This is a genomic window from Streptomyces sp. NPDC046197, from assembly GCF_040646295.1.
Taxonomy (GTDB): Bacteria; Actinomycetota; Actinomycetes; order Streptomycetales; family Streptomycetaceae; genus Streptomyces.
Window position 1 is genome coordinate 114,051 of record NZ_JBEYZY010000003.1, and the last position, 16,035, is coordinate 130,085.

Consider the following 16,035-nt stretch of genomic DNA (forward strand, 5'->3'; position numbering starts at 1 on the left):
CGCTTGTGCCTCGGTTTCCGTCGCGGCTTCCGCCGTCGGCGCCGCCCGGTCGCAGTCCCTCCTGCAGCAGTGACAGGTACCGGCGGATGTGCTCCCCCTGTCCGTTCGCCAGCTCCGACGCCGTCGCGACGCCGTGGGCCAGCCGCAGGATCTCGATCGGCTCCACGTCGGCGCGCAGAGCGCCCTCCCGCTGCGCCGCCTCCACCAGCCGTGCCGCGGCCGCCCTCATGGACGTGGCGCAGACCGTGGCAGCGGCCGAGCTGCCGTCCGTGACGGCCGAACCGAGCAGGGCCTTCAGCCCGCGGACCTGGATGGTGCCGACGCAGAGTTCGTGCAGCCACTCCACCAGCGCGTCGCCCGGCGGCAGTTCCTCGGCGATCTCGTCGGCCCGGGCCGCGATCTCCTCGATCCGGTCGACGTACGCGGCCTCCAGCAGCGCCTGACGGTTCGGGAAGTGCCGGTACAGCGTGCCGGATCCGACCCCGGCCCGCTTGGCGATGTCGTCGAGCGACGCATTCTCCCCGTGCTCGGCGAACGCGGCCGTCGCCGCCTTCAGCAGCCGCTCGTAGTTGCGTCGAGCGTCCGCGCGCATGGGCCTCGGCTGCGTCATCCAGATACTCCCTGCGCACCGGAGACTGTCCCGGCATCTTACCGAGCCCGTGGGGTCCGGCCGAGTCACGGTCTTCGGCGCCGTGCCCGCGGGCCCGGCCGGGGCCCGCACCCCGTGCGGTGCGGGCCACGGCCGGTTCAGGCAGCCCAGGGCCAGTCGGCGTCCCGCCCGGCCTCCAGCAGCGGGACCATCCGGAAGGCCGCGTCGGACAGGCCCCCGAAGGTGTGCCTGTTGTCCTTGCCCGACGGGCCGTGCCCCGCGCGGTGGCCGGCCAGGTTCCAGGTGTAGACCGGCACGTGCGCCGGAACCTGCTGGGTCGGGTCGCCGTGGCGGTTGAAGGCGTACTGCTCGTCGGTGACGATCAGCACCCGGTCGTGCTTCCGGTAGTGGCGCCGCACCGCCTCGGTGGTGTCGGTGCCGCCCAGGTCGCCGAAGCGGTCCAGGATCTTCAGCACGGACTCGCCCCTGCGGAACTTCACGCGGTTGCTCGACGTCCCGAACTCGACGAGATCCGCGTCCGCCGCCCGCAGCGCGAGCGACGTACCGAAGATCGCCGCCGCGTCGGCCCGGTTGAGCTCCGAGCGGCCCGACAGCCGGGAGTAGAACATCGAGCCCGAGCGGTCCACGAGCACCAGCGTCCGGCCTGGCAGCGCGGGCACGTTGGCCAGCGAATGGCCGAGTGCCTGCTCCAGCGGGTACGACCAGCGCAGCGACGGCGCGTGCCGGTGGGCGGCCAGGTACCGGAACGGGAACTGCCGCGAGCGCGCGACCTCCACCGGATCGCTGATCCGCGCGGCGACCTTTGCGGCCACCTCGTCGGACACTCCGGCCTGGTCGAAGTTCCGCAGGTTGCGGACGAGCGCCATGGTGCCCATGGACGGAATGACGGCCTCCCAGGCCGCCTTGTCCATCGGCCCCTGGAGCCAGCCGGCCAGCGCCTCCCAGGTGATGCCAGCGGCGGCGAGCCGCTCGGCCCCCACGGGCGACGTGACGAGGGACCGGCGCTCGGCGACCGGCAGCGCCATCAGCTCGCGGTGCGCGGTCAGGACACGGTTCGACGCGGGCGGCACGGCGGTGTCCGGGTTGTGCCGGCGGTCGAGGGCGTACCGGAACAGTTCGCCCTGCCACGGCTTGTCCGGATCCGGAGCCGCGTGCACCAGGTTGAGTACGTCACCGAAGCGGTAGCCCCTGGAGGCGGTGTCGTACTTCAGCAGCGCCTTGCCGGTGTAGAGACGGCGGACGGCGTCGGCGATGCCGCGCTTGACCGGCTTGGGGACGGTGCGGCCGTACGTCGTGGTCCAGTAGGCCAGCAGCTCACCGGGCTCGTCGGGCCGCCGCAGCACGGAGGCCACGACCTGCCGGTTCGACGGGCCGTCGGAGGTGCCCGCGTCCAGGCGTGCCTTCACGTACTCCGCGGCGCCCACGAGCGAGGCCGTCCGGAGGTTTCCCTCGCCCCGCAGCCAGCCGAGCAGGCCGGCCGTCCACGACGGGTCGAAGACGGCGAGCTCGCGCACGAGCGCGGCGAACCGGTCGTCGCGGTCCTCGGCGTTCTCGTAGAAGGTGTCCGCGAGGAAGTGGGACACCGCCAGCAGGAAGAGCTCGGAGCGCGCGTCCCGCTCACGGCCGCGGCCGCCCTCGTACGTACGGAGTACGCGTCCCGTGGACGTCACCCGCGAGGTCGGCTGCGCCTTGGCGGCCCTGGTGTTGAATCGCGCCATGCTGAATTCCCCCGAATTCATGTGTGTTTCGGAGGGAGGCGCGGCAAAAGGAGGGTGTCCGAGATCAGGGGTCGGCGACGGTCCTGTTCACCCGGCGCGTCTTCCGTTTCCGCCACGTCGACCGAGGTCGACGACGGGATTCGAACCCGCAACATACCGCGTCCCGAAGTATCCGCTGCCTGCGCACCGGGCACCCACCATGTGCTGCGCCTCCCGAGATCAAGTCGGCTGCGGCATCGGATTCTCTGTGCAAAAGAAGTAGCCACTGCCCGCGCACCGGGAGGTGCATGAAATTTTCGGTGTCCAGAGTTCAGGACGGCGGAACCGACATTAGGTGCTCTGGCCCCTGAGCTACACCGGCATGTCGTGCCGGCGGCGGGATTCGAACCCGCGGCCTCCCCGTTATCAGCGGAAGTAGGTCCTGCCTGCGCACCTGGACGTGCATCACTTTAGGAGGACGGCCGCGGGCCCGGCGAACGAATTGATTTCCGCGCGTGCTTCAGCCGCGCTGCTGGCGCTTCCAGGGGCCGGTGATGGCGAGCATGATGCCGGGCTCCTGGATGTTGGCGAACAGGGTCCGGCCGTCGGGCGAGAAGGTGACGCCGGTGAACTCGCTGTACTCGGGCTTGTCGGCGGTGCCGTTGTTCAGTTCGTTGCGGGCGATCGGGTAGGTGCGTCCGCCGTCGGTGGCACCGAACAGGTGCTGGACGCCCTCGCCGTCCTCGGCGATGACGAGGCCGCCGTACGGGGAGACGGTGATGTTGTCCGGTCCGTCGAAGGCGCCGTCCTCGGCCGGGTCCGGATTCACGCCGAGCAGCACCTTGAGGGTGAGGGTGCGGCGCTTGGGGTCGTAGAACCAGACCTGGCCGTCGTGCTGGACGGGGCTCTCCGCGCGGGCGTAGGAGGAGACGATGTAGGCGCCGCCGTCACCCCACCACATGCCCTCCAGCTTGCGGGCGCGAGTGATCTGCCCGTCGGTGAACTGCTTGCGCGTGGACGTGGTCCTCGCGTCGCGGTCGGGAACGTCGACCCAGTCGACGCCGTAGACCGTGCCGATCCTGGTGGCGCGGGAGAGGTCGTCGACGAACTTGCCGCCGGAGTCGAAGCACTTGAAGGCCTGGAGGCGGCCGGCGTCGTCGGCGAGGGTGCGCAGCTTGCCGCGGCCGTGCCGGAAGCCCTCCGGCGGGGTCCAGCGGTACAGCAGGCCGTTGGGGCCGGACGCGTCCTCGGTCAGGTAGAGATGGCCGCGCCTGGGATCGACGACGACGGCCTCGTGGGCGTAACGGCCCAGCGCCTTGACGGGCTTGGGGTCGCGGTTGGCGCGCCGGTCCTCCGGGTCGACCTCGAAGACATGGCCGTGGTCCTTGGTCATGCCGTTCTGGTCGGCCTTGTCCTCGGTCTCCTCGCAGGTCAGCCAGGTGCCCCAGGGAGTGTTGCCGCCCGCGCAGTTGGTGGAGGTACCGGCGATGCCGACCCACTCGGCGACGTGGTCGCCGCGCACCTCGACGACCGTGCAGCCACCGGAGGCGGCCGGGTCGTAGACGAGGCCCTCGGTGAGCGGCACGGGGTACTTCCAGTTGGCGCGCGGGCCCTTCAGCTCGTGGTTGTTGACGAGGAGGGTGGCACCGCGCGGGCCGCAGAAGGTGGAGGTGCCGTCGTGGTTCGAGGGGGTGAACTCGCCGGACTCCAGCTTGGTCCTGCCGCTGTAGGTGATGATCCGGTAGGAGAAGCCCGCGGGCAGGGCGAGGATGCCGTTCGGGTCGGGGATCAGCGCTCCGTAGCCGACCCCGGGGTGCGCGTCCGCCGGCTCCTCCGCGTCGCTGCCGGTCTCCGTGGACGCGAGCGCGTTCGGCGCGGTGGCGAGCGCGCCGACGCTGCCGGCCAGGGCGACCCCGGCACCGGTGAGCGCGGATGATCTGGCGAAGTCCCTGCGGGTGAGCGACATGGTGTCTCCTGTGACGGTGGGCGTGCCGTGGAGGGTGGCGGACCTCGTTCGCCGAAACCGTCCCGCCCACGCCCGAACACCTGCTGAACGCCGGGCGACTCCACCGGGCTCTCTTCCATGAATCCGTATGCGCACACCCACGGGATTACAAAGACCGGCAAGGGCCGCCCCGCCCGTGCGGCCGGGCGGGGCGCGTCCACAGCTGCTGAGCCGCGCTCAGGTCCCTTGGGCCGAACGGGCCTTGAACGCGGCCTTGCGGGCTGCCTTCGCGATCTTCTTGTCCGGATGCAGCCGTCCCATCGCGTCCAGCACCTCCGCGGTCGCCGGGTGGTCCACCCGCCATGCCGCCGTGAAGAACCCGCTGTGCTGGTCCGCGAGCCCCATCACCAGGGCGTGCAGCTCGTCGGAGTTGCCCTCGGCCGCCAGCTGCGCGGCCACGGTGTCGATGGTCAGCCAGAACACCATCTCCTCGGACGGCGCGGGCACGTCGGACAGGCCCCGCTCGGTCAGCCAGACCCGCGCGAGCCCGCCGAGCTCCGCGTCGTCGAGCACCTCCCGCAGGGCCGGTTCGGCCTCCGCGCCGACCAGGGACAGCGCCTGCTGGCAGCGCAACCGGCGCAGCGGCGCCCCGGCGTCCGCACCGCGTGCCGCGGTGAGCAACTCGCGGGCGGCCGCGAGGGGTTCGCGGTGCGTGAGCCACTGCTCGGTCTCGGCGTGTGCCGCGGCCGGGGGATACGTGGCCGTGCCGTCCAGCAGCACGTCCGCCCCCTTGTCCGTCAGGTCGCCGACCGCCGGGGCCTCGTACCCCGCCTCCCTCAGCCGGGCCCGCAGGCCGTACCGCCCGAGCGGCGTCAGCCGGACCATGCCGTAGCGGGCGACGTCCACCTCGTCCACCGGCGTCGCGGCCTCTTCCTCGGCGTCCGCCATGAGCGCCTGGTCCACCGGCCGGTACTCGACCAGTCCCACCGGTTCCAGCAGGCGGAACTGGTCGTCGAGCCGCATCATGGCGTCGGAGACCTGTTCCAGTATGTCGTTGGTGGGCTCCCCCATGTCACTGGGCACGATCATCGAGGCGGCCAGCGCCGGGAGCGGCACCGGGCCGTCACCGGTCGTCGCGTCGCCGCCGACCGTCAGGAGGTAGAGGTTGGCCAGCACCCCGTCGAGGAACTCCGCCTCGGCGTTCGGGTCCCAGTCCAGCGAGGACAGGTCCACCGTGCCGTCCCCGGCCATCGCGTCGACCAGGTCCTCCAGGTCCGGTACGGCGGCGTCGGCCAGCACCGTCTCCAGCGCGGTCAGCCACACCGAGAGCACGTCGTGCGGCGAGCCGCCGGTGAGCAGGCCGAGGTCGGCGCCCGCCGCCACGGTGCCGGACTCCTCGTCGGCGATCTCCACGAGCCCGGTGTCCACGGCGATCCGCCAGGCCTCGCCGGCCTGGGCCGCAGCGTCGTCCCCGCTCAGGCCGAGCATCTCGGCCGCGGCCGGCAGCTGCTCCTCCACCAGTGCGCCGCCGGCGTCGACGCGGGTGGCGGGCCCGGCCCAGCGGGCGAGCCGCGCGGCGCGGGACAGCGCGGGGGTGGCGAGGGCGTCCCGGGCCAGTTCCGGTTCGGAAGTCAGCCGCACCGGCGGCAACGGGGACCTGTCTGACATCGGCGGGTTCTCCTAGCGGGCCGTGTAAGCCGTATCACTCAACCGCTCAGCCTAGACGGATTTCCTCCCATGCCGCCCGGTTCATCTCCCCGTCGGCACCCGTACATGGCTGAAACCTTGACAACTGACATGGACACGCAGGAGATTGACGCGCGTAGAAATTTCGGGGGAAATCTGTTCACTCATCTCCGCGTGTGTCGCCACCGCCCCACCGGTCGCCTCCCGCGGTTCAATGCTCCACCCCCCGTCCCGGCGCTCACGTACGTCCCCGGAGGGATCCCGTTGCCGAGCAAGTCTTCCGCGCGTCTCGCCGCGCTGACCGTCGCCGCCGTCTGTTCCGCGGCGGCCGCCACCCAGCTGATTGCTCTCCCCACACCCGCGCACGCCGACTCCGTGCGCATCCATGACATCCAGGGCACCACCCGGACCTCGCCCTACGCCGGCCAGAAGGTCACGGATGTGACCGGAATCGTCACCGGGGTGCGCACCTACGGCTCGTCCAAGGGCTTCTGGATGCAGGACCCGAACCCGGACGACAACCCGGCCACCAGCGAGGGCGTGTTCGTCTTCACCAGCTCCACCCCGAAGGTCGCCGTCGGCGATTCCGTCAGCGTGACCGGCACCGTCTCGGAGTACGTGCCGGGGGGTACCGCCTCCGGCAACCAGTCGGTGACGGAGATCACCAAGCCGGCGATCACCGTCGTCTCCGGCGGCAACGCCGTGCCGGCCCCGGTCGTGATCGACGAGGACTCCGTACCGGACGCCTACGCCCCGGCCGGCGACACCGCGACGAACGGCTCGATCAACGGTCTGGCCCTGGAGCCGTCGAAGTACGCCCTGGACTACTACGAGTCCCTGGAGGGCATGAACGTCCGGGTCGCCGACACGCGTGTGGTCACGGGCACCGACCCGTACAGCGAGCTGTGGGTCACGGTGAAGCCGTACGAGCACCGCAACCGCCGCGGCGGCACGGTGTACGGCTCCTACGACTCCCAGAACACCGGCCGGATCCAGATCCAGTCGCTGGGTCCGACCACCGGCTTCCCCGTCGCGAACGTCGGCGACACTCTCACCGGTGACACCACCGGCCCGCTGGACTACAACCAGTTCGGCGGCTACGCCCTGGTCGCCAACCAGCTGGGCACGCTCAAGAGCGGTGGTCTGCAGCGCGAGACGACCCGCAAGCAGTCCCGCGGCGAGCTCGCGGTGGCCACGTACAACGTGGAGAACCTCGACCCGTCGGACGCCACCTTCGCGGCCCACGCCTCCGCGATCGTGAACAACCTCCGGTCGCCCGACATCGTGTCCCTGGAGGAGATCCAGGACAACAACGGCGCCACGGACGACGGCACGGTCGACGCGAGCGCGACGGTCAACAAGCTGATCGACGCCATCGTCGCGGCGGGCGGCCCGAGGTACGACTGGCGCTCGATCAACCCGGTCAACGACCAGGACGGCGGCGAGCCGGGCGGCAACATCCGCCAGGTGTTCCTGTTCAACCCCGAACGGGTCTCCTTCACCGACCGCCCCGGCGGCGACTCGACCACCGCGGTCGGTGTCACCGGGGAGCACGGCAGGGCGGCCCTCACGGTCTCCCCCGGCCGCATCGACCCGGCCAACGCCGCCTGGAAGTCCAGCCGCAAGCCGCTGGCCGGCGAGTTCGTCTTCCGCGGCCGCACGGTGTTCGTGATCGCCAACCACTTCGCCTCCAAGGGCGGCGACCAGGGCCTGACCTCGCAGTACCAGCCGCCGACGCGCAGCTCGGAGACCCAGCGCCACCTTCAGGCGGCCGAGGTGAACGCGTTCGTCAAGGACATCCTGAAGGTCCAGAAGAACGCGGACGTCATCGCGCTCGGCGACATGAACGACTTCGAGTTCTCCGACACCGCCAAGATCCTGGAGGGTGACGGCGAGCTGTGGTCGGCGATCAAGTCGCTGCCCAAGAGCGAGCGGTACACCTATGACTACCAGGGCAACGAGCAGGTGCTGGACCAGATCCTGATCAGCCCGTCGATCCGGCGCGGCTGCGACTTCGAGTACGACAGCGTGCACGTCAACTCGGAGTTCCACGACCAGATCAGCGACCATGACCCGCAGGTGCTGCGGTTCCACCCGTAGCACCCGCGGGACGGTCGGGACGGGGTCCGCGCGGTCAGGCGTAGACCCCGTCCAGCCATTCCTGCCAGGCCAGTTCGTTCGCCTTGGCGTCGGCGCCGGACGCGAAGTCGTGCACGCTGATGCCCACCGGCGCGCCCCAGTGGTTGCGGCCGAAGAACCGGACGAGGGCGTCGTCGGTGCGCAGCCCGATGAAGTAGGGGTCGCGGTAGTCGAGCACGGCGTCCAGGACCCGCCCGCCGGGCCCCTGGGCGCGCACGGCGGCGCCCTGTGCGGCGTCCCGCGGCAGGCCGAGGGCCCGGGCGACGGCGGTGAACGCGTCGGCCGCGACGGACGCCTCGGGGCCGTTCAGGGTCGCGAAGGCCACCGGACGGGGTGCGAAGTGGGTCAGGTACTCGCGCAGGGTGTGCAGGTAGAAGTCGGTGTGCTTGCTCGCGCCGTCGTACTGGTTGTCCCAGTCGTCCACGAAGATGCCGCTGTGCACGTAGCGCACCCAGGCGCGGCGGCCACCGTCGCGGGGCTCGATGGTGTGGTCGAGCTGGTTGAGGGTCTGCCGGGAGATGCCTTCGACGTTCTCGACGCGGTTGCTGTAGCGGTGCGGCGGGTCCCAGGCGGTGACCTCGGAGCCGAAGGGCCCGGTGCCGCCCACCCGGGGCTCGGGCGGCTCCATCGGCCACAGATAGCCTCCGGTGCCGATGGTGACGGCCTCCCACACCTCCTCCGGGGTGGCGTCGACCTCGAACTCGCGGACGATCTCGAATTCCTTGGACATGGGGTGCTCCTGCTCGCTGGGGGCCTTACGGGGAGTCGGGTTCCGGGGTGGTGCCGGGCTGGTCCTTGACCGTGGGATGGACGGCGACGACGATCCGGTGGTCACGGCCGCCCTCGGCGTCGGGCACGTCGTACTTGCGGATCAGGGCGCCGACCCCGGCCGTGAGTTCCTGGACGAAGGCGGCGCGGTCGGCGGCGGAGGCGAAGCGCACCTCACCGTCCAGCGCGTAGGTCGCGAGCCGCTTGCGGGCCTTGGCCGCGCCGGTGATCAGCGAGCCGACGTCCCGCACCAGCCGGGCGCCGAGGGCCAGCAGCCAGCGCGCGGAGAGCTGGTCGCGGAAGCGGTCCGGGTCCGGCTGCACGGAGGCGAGGGCGAGCGGCGAGATCACGTATGACGCGGCGGTGGCGCGCATCAGCCGCTCGGTGACGTTGCCCTTGCGGCGCTCGCCGGCCAGCTCGACCAGACCGTGCCGCTCCAGTGCCTTCAGGTGGTAGTTCACCTTCTGCCGGGGCAGGCCGACTCTGCCCGCAAGCATGGCGGCGGACGCGGGGCCGGCCGCCAGCTCGGCGAGCAGCCGGGCCCGCACCGGGTCCAGGGAGACGGCTGCGGCCTCGGGATCTTCGATCACGGTCACGTCCAGCATGGCTCCACCGTCTCACCGAAAACTTTTTTTGTCCAGACGGCTGAAGTTTTCGGACAGATGGGTTGGAACCTCCGGCGGAGGAGGCCCGCCGATGGCTCGATCGAAGGTGCGCGGCTCCCGGGACGCGGCCACTCAGGCGGGGGAGGCCACCACTGCGGCTGCTCGCTCGTGCGCCGCGAGTGCCGCTGCCGGGCGTGCCGGACCGGCCGGTCGCTTCAATCAAGTGCCTTACGGTCAGGACACGTTGAACGCAGCGAAAAGGCCGCCCCCACCTACCTGCTCCTGGCGGTGGGGGCGGCCTTCGCCCGATCGGGCGGTCGGACGGTCGGGTCAGTGGTGCCTGTAGTGCCGTCGTGCCCAGACCCCGGCCGTGACGACCACCGCGCCGGCCGCGCCCGCGATCAGCAGCGGGCGGGGGTTGCGGCGGCAGGCGTCGACGGCGGACCGGGCGGGCTGCGGCAGCCTGTGCTCGACCGCGTGACCCGCGTCCGTGGCCTTGCCCTGGAACGTGTGCCCGGCGCGGACCGCCCGCTCCTGAACCGTGTGACCGACCTCGGCGGCCTTTTCATGGGCACGGTGCCCGGCGCGGCCGGCCCTCTCCTGCGCCAGGTGCCCGGCGTGGGCCGCCCGCTCCTGCGCCAGATGCCCGGCGTGGGATGCCCGCTCCTGCGCCAGGTGACCGGCGTGGGACGCCTTCTCCTGCGCCAGGTGACCGGCGTGGGACGCCTTCTCCTGGACCCGGTGACCGGCCTGCGCGGCGGTGCTGCGCAGTTGCACCGTCATCGCACCGGCCTTGTCCCTGAGGTCGGCGGCGCGGGCCTTCGCCCGGCCCTTCACGTCCGCCTTCCCTGCCAACTCCTCAACGGTGTCGCCGAGTTGACTCCTCGTCTGCTCGATCTGCTGCCGCAGCTCGTCGGGGCCTTTCGCGCCGGCGGCCCGCTCGGGGCCGTCCGCCCCCTGTGTCCTGTCCGTCATCGGTGGTGCGCCCTTTCCCTGATCTCCTCGACGTCCGCCTTGACACTGCCGAGCGTCTCCTCCGGTGTGGGTGGTGCGGCGCGGCGCAGCTGGGCGCGGCCGGCCGCGGCCAGCACGCCTGCGACCGCGAACAGCACGGCCGTCACGATGAGCGCCGCGGCCCACACGGGCAGCGTCAGCGAGAGCGCGGCGGTTGCCGTACCGGCGAGCGCGATGACCCCGACGTAGGCGATGGCGCCACCGGCGCCGATCAGGCCGCCGCCGCGCCCCGCGCGCCGTCCCTTCTCGGTCAGCTCCTCCTTGGCGAGGGCAACCTCCTGCCGTACGAGCTGGGAAAGCTGGTCGGTGGCCTGGTGGACGAGCTCGCCCACCGAGTGGGCGCCCGTCGAGTGGCCGTCCGCCGCGCGGTCGGCCGGCGCATGGCCCGCCGCCGGGTGGTGCCCGTCGCGCGCGGACCTGGCGTCCATGGTCCCGGTCACGGTGTTCCGCCTCCTCTCGGTCGGAACGTCCGAGTACCCCGGGAAGCACGGCGCTACCCTTGGCCGGCGCCGCCGGAACCGCGTTCGCCGAGCCGGGCCAGCTGGGTCTGGAACCAGTCGAGCCGGGCTTGCAACAGGGCGGCCTCGGCCACGAGTTCGGGCACGCCCAGGCCCTCGGGCCCGCCGGGCGCCCCGGCTCCGGCGCCGGGTGGCACCCCGCCGCCGCCCGCCACGACCCGCAGACCGTTGCCGGCCAGCCGGGCGAAGCCGGCGAGCGTCACGGGCGTACGGCCGCGCACGCAGTCCGCGCAGGTCGCGGTGAGGGCCCACCATCCGGGCCGGCCCCAGCCCGCGTCGGCGAGCGCGGACGCCGCGGCGCCGCACGCGCACCGTCCGACGGTCGCCGTCCGCACCCGCTGGCGGGCGTAGCGGAACCCGCGCTCGAAACGGATGTACGCGCCGAGGACCGAGACCTCCAGCAGCGCGGCCGCCCGGTGTTCCGCGGTGCACAGCAGCGCCTCGGCGGACGCACGGTCGTGCACGCAGTGGAAGCCGCAGTCGCACAGGCGGGCGGGCGCCCGGTGCCGTCGGCCGTAGACGCAGGACGCCTCGTCGAGGACCCCGTAGGGCAGCGCGCCGCCGAGCGACACACCGGTGAACCCGGCCCGGGTGCCGTCCTGGGACAGCACCGGGTGGGCGATCTTGTATCCGGTCGGCGGCTCCGTCGGGCGTTCCGCGGGCAGCCGCAGCCTCATCGGGCGGCCGGAACCTCTTCGGGCGCGGCGGTCTGCGACTCCTGGATCTCCTCGGAACGTTCGGGTTCCTCCTCGGTGACCCTGGGCTGCTCCTCCGCGACGCCGGTGGCCAGTGCCCTGCCGAGCTTCATGACGCCTCCCATGACGTGCCGTCGGTGACCGTCCTGGCCATGGTGACCCATGAAGGGGCACTTTGGACACTGGGCCCGTGCGGCCCGCGGATCCACCGCCCGATTCCGCGGGTCGGGTCCGGCTCGTACGGGTGCGCGCCGAGCGCGGTCCGTACAGGTGCACGCCGAGCGCGGTCCGTACAGGTGCACGCCGAGCGTGGTCCCTACGGATGGGCGCCGAGCGCCTTCGCGACCGCGTCCCTGACCTCCCGCTCGCCGGGTGCCGGACGGCCCTGCTCCGCCGCGAGCTCGGCCAGGGACGTCATGGCGACATCCGGCAGGCCGCACGCGGTGAACCTGGCGAACTCCTCCAGGTCGGAGGTGACGTTGAGCGCGAAGCCGTGGCTCGTCACCCCGCCCCGGATGCGCATGCCGATGGAGACCAGCTTCCGCCCGTCCGGCGTCCACACGCCCACCAGCGACTGGGCGCCGGGCGGGGTGTCCCGCCGCACCGTCTTGCAACCGAGCGCGGCGCAGGCGCTGACCAGCCCGTTCTCCACCCAGCGCACGATGTCGCCGGGGCCGCGTTCGCGCAGGTTGAGCACCAGGTAGCCGATGAGCTGGCCGGGCCCGTGGTAGGTCGCCTGCCCACCGCGGTCGACCGGGACCAGCGGGATGCGCGGATCGGCGGGCAGCTCCGCGGGCGGCGTGCGGGAGCCGTAGGTGACGACGGGCGGGTGGGTGAGGAGCACGAGCCGGTCCCGGATCTGCCCTGCGCGCCGCCGGGCGACCCAGTCGCTCATCTCCGCCGTCGCGTCCTCGTACGGCACCTCGCCGAGGTCGATCCGCTCGATGTCACCCATGCCGCAGCATCCCTTACCGATATCTCGTAGGAGAATTAAGTGGAGCTTCATGATCGCGCCGCCGACACTACTTTCATGACGACCACAGCGGCTCCCCGCCCTCCCTTCGGCCGGGCTCTCTGCGCCATGATCACCCCCTTCACGGCATCGGGTGCGCTCGATCTCGACGGAGCCCGGCTGCTCGCCGACCGGCTGGTGTCGGAGGGCTGCGACGGACTCGTGCTCAACGGCACGACGGGCGAGTCGCCGACCACGACGGACGAGGAGAAGACCACGCTCGTGCGGGCCGTGCGCGAGGCGGTCGGGAACCGGGCGTCCGTCGTCGCGGGCGTCGGCACCTTCGACACCCGGCACACCGTCGAGCTGGCGCTCCGGGCCGAAAAGGCGGGCGCCGACGGGGTGTTGGTGGTGACCCCGTACTACAGCAGGCCGCCGCAGGACGCGCTGGAGGCACACTTCCGCGAGGTCGCGGACGCCTGCGCACTACCGGTGGTGCTGTACGACATCCCGGGCCGCACCGGCACCCGTATCGAGCCCGACACCATGCTCAGGCTCGCCGAGCACCCACGGATCGTGGCGGTCAAGGACTGCTCCTACGACTTCCTCGGCACCCAGAAGGTGCTGGCACAGACGGAGTTGGCGTACTACGCGGGCTGCGACGAGCACAACCTCGCCCTGTACGCGGTCGGCGGCGTGGGCTACGTCAGCACGGTCGCCAACGTCGTGCCCCGTCGGCTCCGCGCCGTCCTGGACGCGTTCGACGCGGGAGACACGGCCCTGGCCGCGCGGCTGCAGCAGCGGGCCACCCCGCTCATCGAGTCGGTGATGTCCTCCGGCCTGCCCGGCACCGTCACCGTCAAGGGCCTGCTGAGCGCGCTGGGCCTGCCCGCGGGCCCGGTACGCGCGCCCCTGCGCCCCGCGGACCGTGAGACGGTCGACGGGCTGCTGGCCCGCTACGAGCGCCTCCTGGCCGACTGAACCGCGAGCCCTCCGCCACCGCGAGCCTCGCGCTCGGCCGGGCCGGGGCCGCTGAACGCCGGTGCCGGTGCCGTACGGTGGCCTCGTGAGCCGCCCGCTGCTGTTCCTCGACGTCGACGGCCCGCTCAACCCGTGGGCCGCGCAGCCCGAGCGGCGCCCCGAGGGCTACACGACGATCCGGGTGGCCCTCCATCCCGGCCGGGCGCTGCGGGTGTGGCTGAACCCCTCGCACGGCCCGGCACTGCTGGGGCTCGGGTACGACCTGTGCTGGGCCACCACCTGGATGGACGCGGCGAACCGCTGGATCGCCCCGGTCGTCGGCCTGCCCGAGCTGCCGTACGTCGACTTCGGTGCGGGCCTGTTCGCGATGCGCCCCGACGGGGTGCACTGGAAGACCGAGGCCATCGTGGCGTATGCCGTGGGACGGCCCTTCGCCTGGGTGGACGACGAGCAGAGCCCGGCCGACGCGGCGTACGTGGCCGCAGAGCATCCCGGGCCCGCGCTGCTCCACCACGTCGATCCCAGGCTCGGCATGCGCGAGCCGGACTTCGGCGCGCTGGCGCGGTTCGCGGGCTCCGTCACGGCGTGACGTCATGTCGGCAGGACAGCAAGCCGTCATGCCGACATGACATGGGCACGGCCCGGCACAACCGGCGTCTTCTGCACATTCGGGCCGTCGGAATGGCGCGGTGGGTCGCCGGAAGTCTGGGCACCCGTCATGCCACAGCAAGTCGCCGGTGACCAACGGGACGTGGCCGCTGCGACGTTTGGTGCCGCGGCCGCCTGCCGACACGGATCGGGATTGTGGTGGATCATGTCTGCTGACTGTGCGGGACGACGCGGGGGTGATGACGGTGCGCCCTGAGGACCCCGGGGAGTCCGAGTCGGAGGAGCGGCGGCGCATCATCGAGGCCGTCGCGGGTGCCGCCCACCGCGTCGATGCCCGCCGGGCCCCCGAGCTGCTGTGCCGTGCCTGCATGCGGCTCCTGCCGGTCAGCGGCGCGTCCGTGTCGCTGTCCGGGGGGCCGGGCGTGAGTGCCACGTGGTGCGCCAGTAACGACGTCGCGTTCCGCCTGGCGGAGGTCCAGTACACCCTCGGGGACGGTCCCTGCCAGACCGCTCTCGACCGGGCCGCCCCCGTGCTGGCAACCGATCTCACGCGGGGCCCGGATGTCCGCCGCTGGCCCGTCTTCGCCCACGAGGCAGTGGGCCTCGGTGTCCGGGCGGTGTTCTCCCTGCCGCTCGGCGTCGGCGGAATCGCGATCGGCACCCTCGACCTGTACCGGGACACGGTCGGAGCGCTGTCGGAGAGCGAGCTGCGGACCGCCCTGTGGGCTCGTGACGCGGTCACCTTCGCTCTGCTCAATCTGCGTCCCCCCCAAGACAGCGCCGAAGGGGGAGGGCAGGACGAAGACGGAGTAGCGTCATGGGTAGATGCCTCGGAAGCCGACCACACCGAGGTCTACGAGGCCGTCGGCATGGTCATGGTGCAGCTTCAGTTGGACCCGGATCAGGCCCTTGACCGTTTGCGGGCGCGCGCTTTTGCCGAGAGCCGCACCGTCACCCAGGTGGCCAAGGACGTCCTGGCACGCAGACTCCGCTTCGAATCGGAGCCGGGCGGTGGCCACGGCCGGGACGAGGGCCGGCGGCAGGCCGGCGACGGCGGAAGTGAGGGTGAACGGTGATGAACCGGGAACAGCAGCTCGCCGAGGCGCTCGTCGGGCTGGCCGACTCCGTCGCCGACGACATTGACCCGGTGGTGCTGGTGGAACGACTGGCACGCAACTGCTCGGAGCTCACCGGGGCCGACGCGGTCGGCATCATGGTGGCGACCGTGCGCGGTGATCTGCGCACCCTGGCCGTCACCGACGACCAGACGGCTTTCCTGGAACTTTTCCAGCTGCAGATCGACGAAGGCCCCTGCATCGACTGCTACCGGGAGGGCCGGCGGATCGACGCCAGGGACCTCAACGACGGCAGGGACCGCTGGCCGCACGTGGCACCCTTCGCACGCCGGATGGGCTACCAGGCCGTCCACGCACTCCCCCTGCGCGTGCACCACCAGACCATCGGCGCGGTGAACCTCCTGTTCAACAGGCCCGGCGGCCTGACCGCCGACGACCTGAACCTGGCCCAGGCGCTCTCCGACGTGACCGCCGTCGCCCTGGTCAACTGGAGCCCCGATCCGCTGCGCCCCTCCGACATCAGGACCAGCGTCCAGGCCGCCCTGTCCGCCAAGGCGACCGTCGACATGGCCAGCGGCATGCTCGCGGAGCACGGCGGCTTCTCACCGTCCGAAGCGCGGTCGGCTCTGCGCGGGTACGCCATCGACCATCACCGGCGTCTCATCGACGCCGCACACGACCTGGTCCGGCGCCACCTGGCTCCTGACGACGTTCTCGCGGCTCGCAGATGAACACCAGCG

General features: G+C 72.0%; 15 protein-coding genes and 1 pseudogene. 5 read left to right on the forward strand and 11 right to left on the reverse strand.

Annotation, left to right across the window (positions count from 1 at the left end):
• Positions 1 to 49: 49 nt before the first annotated feature.
• The 4 genes and pseudogenes from AB0A61_RS05670 to AB0A61_RS05685 form a co-directional block, all read right to left on the reverse strand.
• Positions 50 to 610, reverse strand: a pseudogene (locus AB0A61_RS05670) (helix-turn-helix domain-containing protein); the annotation flags it as partial.
• A gap of 137 nt (positions 611 to 747) precedes the next feature.
• Complete coding sequence (locus AB0A61_RS05675) at positions 748 to 2,328, reverse strand: TROVE domain-containing protein (protein ID WP_361286593.1); 1,581 nt, start codon at positions 2,326 to 2,328, stop codon at positions 748 to 750.
• A gap of 499 nt (positions 2,329 to 2,827) precedes the next feature.
• Positions 2,828 to 4,273, reverse strand: coding sequence for an alkaline phosphatase PhoX (locus AB0A61_RS05680; RefSeq protein ID WP_361286596.1), 1,446 nt, complete (start codon positions 4,271 to 4,273; stop codon positions 2,828 to 2,830).
• 216 nt (positions 4,274 to 4,489) lie between these two features.
• A complete protein-coding gene (locus tag AB0A61_RS05685) occupies positions 4,490 to 5,920 on the reverse strand; it encodes a hypothetical protein (RefSeq protein WP_361286599.1) in 1,431 nt (476 codons plus the stop codon).
• 282 nt (positions 5,921 to 6,202) lie between these two features.
• Here AB0A61_RS05685 and AB0A61_RS05690 point away from each other — a divergent pair, with 282 nt between their 5' ends.
• Positions 6,203 to 8,038: an endonuclease/exonuclease/phosphatase family protein gene (locus tag AB0A61_RS05690; protein WP_361286602.1), complete on the forward strand. Its 1,836-nt coding sequence runs from the start codon at positions 6,203 to 6,205 to the stop codon at positions 8,036 to 8,038.
• Between the two features lie 34 nt (positions 8,039 to 8,072).
• Here the strand turns inward: AB0A61_RS05690 and AB0A61_RS05695 are convergent, their stop codons facing one another.
• The 7 genes from AB0A61_RS05695 to lipB form a co-directional block, all read right to left on the reverse strand.
• Positions 8,073 to 8,807 (reverse strand): SRPBCC domain-containing protein, encoded by a 735-nt coding sequence (locus tag AB0A61_RS05695; RefSeq protein ID WP_361286605.1) that lies wholly within the window; start codon positions 8,805 to 8,807, stop codon positions 8,073 to 8,075.
• Positions 8,808 to 8,832: 25 nt separating this feature from the next.
• Positions 8,833 to 9,450, reverse strand: a complete 618-nt coding sequence (locus AB0A61_RS05700) for a helix-turn-helix domain-containing protein (protein ID WP_361286608.1) — start codon at positions 9,448 to 9,450, stop codon at positions 8,833 to 8,835.
• 330 nt (positions 9,451 to 9,780) lie between these two features.
• On the reverse strand, positions 9,781 to 10,425 hold the full coding sequence (locus tag AB0A61_RS05705) for a DUF3618 domain-containing protein (protein ID WP_361286611.1): 645 nt from the start codon (positions 10,423 to 10,425) through the stop codon (positions 9,781 to 9,783).
• Positions 10,422 to 10,904, reverse strand: coding sequence for a phage holin family protein (locus AB0A61_RS05710; protein WP_361286614.1), 483 nt, complete (start codon positions 10,902 to 10,904; stop codon positions 10,422 to 10,424). The genes AB0A61_RS05705 and AB0A61_RS05710 overlap by 4 nt, the downstream gene beginning before the upstream one ends.
• Before the next feature lie 53 nt (positions 10,905 to 10,957).
• Positions 10,958 to 11,659, reverse strand: a complete 702-nt coding sequence (locus AB0A61_RS05715) for a hypothetical protein (protein WP_361286617.1) — start codon at positions 11,657 to 11,659, stop codon at positions 10,958 to 10,960.
• Entirely contained in the window at positions 11,656 to 11,790 is a 135-nt protein-coding gene (locus AB0A61_RS05720; RefSeq protein ID WP_361286620.1) for a hypothetical protein, read from the reverse strand. The genes AB0A61_RS05715 and AB0A61_RS05720 overlap by 4 nt, the downstream gene beginning before the upstream one ends.
• A gap of 203 nt (positions 11,791 to 11,993) precedes the next feature.
• Positions 11,994 to 12,632 carry a lipoyl(octanoyl) transferase LipB gene (gene lipB / locus AB0A61_RS05725; protein ID WP_361286623.1) on the reverse strand — a complete coding sequence of 213 codons (639 nt, stop codon included), beginning with the start codon at positions 12,630 to 12,632 and terminating at the stop codon, positions 11,994 to 11,996.
• Between the two features lie 75 nt (positions 12,633 to 12,707).
• On the opposite strand from lipB, the gene dapA reads away from it, so the two are divergent.
• From dapA to AB0A61_RS05745, 4 genes are all read left to right on the forward strand, one after another.
• A complete protein-coding gene (dapA, locus tag AB0A61_RS05730; RefSeq protein WP_361286625.1) occupies positions 12,708 to 13,610 on the forward strand; it encodes a 4-hydroxy-tetrahydrodipicolinate synthase in 903 nt (300 codons plus the stop codon).
• Positions 13,611 to 13,695: 85 nt separating this feature from the next.
• The gene (locus AB0A61_RS05735; protein WP_361286627.1) at positions 13,696 to 14,199 is read left to right on the forward strand and encodes a hypothetical protein; all 504 of its coding nucleotides are present in this window, start codon (positions 13,696 to 13,698) and stop codon (positions 14,197 to 14,199) included.
• Positions 14,200 to 14,464: 265 nt separating this feature from the next.
• Positions 14,465 to 15,295 carry a GAF and ANTAR domain-containing protein gene (locus AB0A61_RS05740; RefSeq protein ID WP_361286630.1) on the forward strand — a complete coding sequence of 277 codons (831 nt, stop codon included), beginning with the start codon at positions 14,465 to 14,467 and terminating at the stop codon, positions 15,293 to 15,295.
• Positions 15,295 to 16,026, forward strand: coding sequence for a GAF domain-containing protein (locus AB0A61_RS05745; RefSeq protein ID WP_361286633.1), 732 nt, complete (start codon positions 15,295 to 15,297; stop codon positions 16,024 to 16,026). Before AB0A61_RS05740 ends, AB0A61_RS05745 begins: the two co-directional genes overlap by 1 nt.
• Positions 16,027 to 16,035 lie beyond the last annotated feature (9 nt).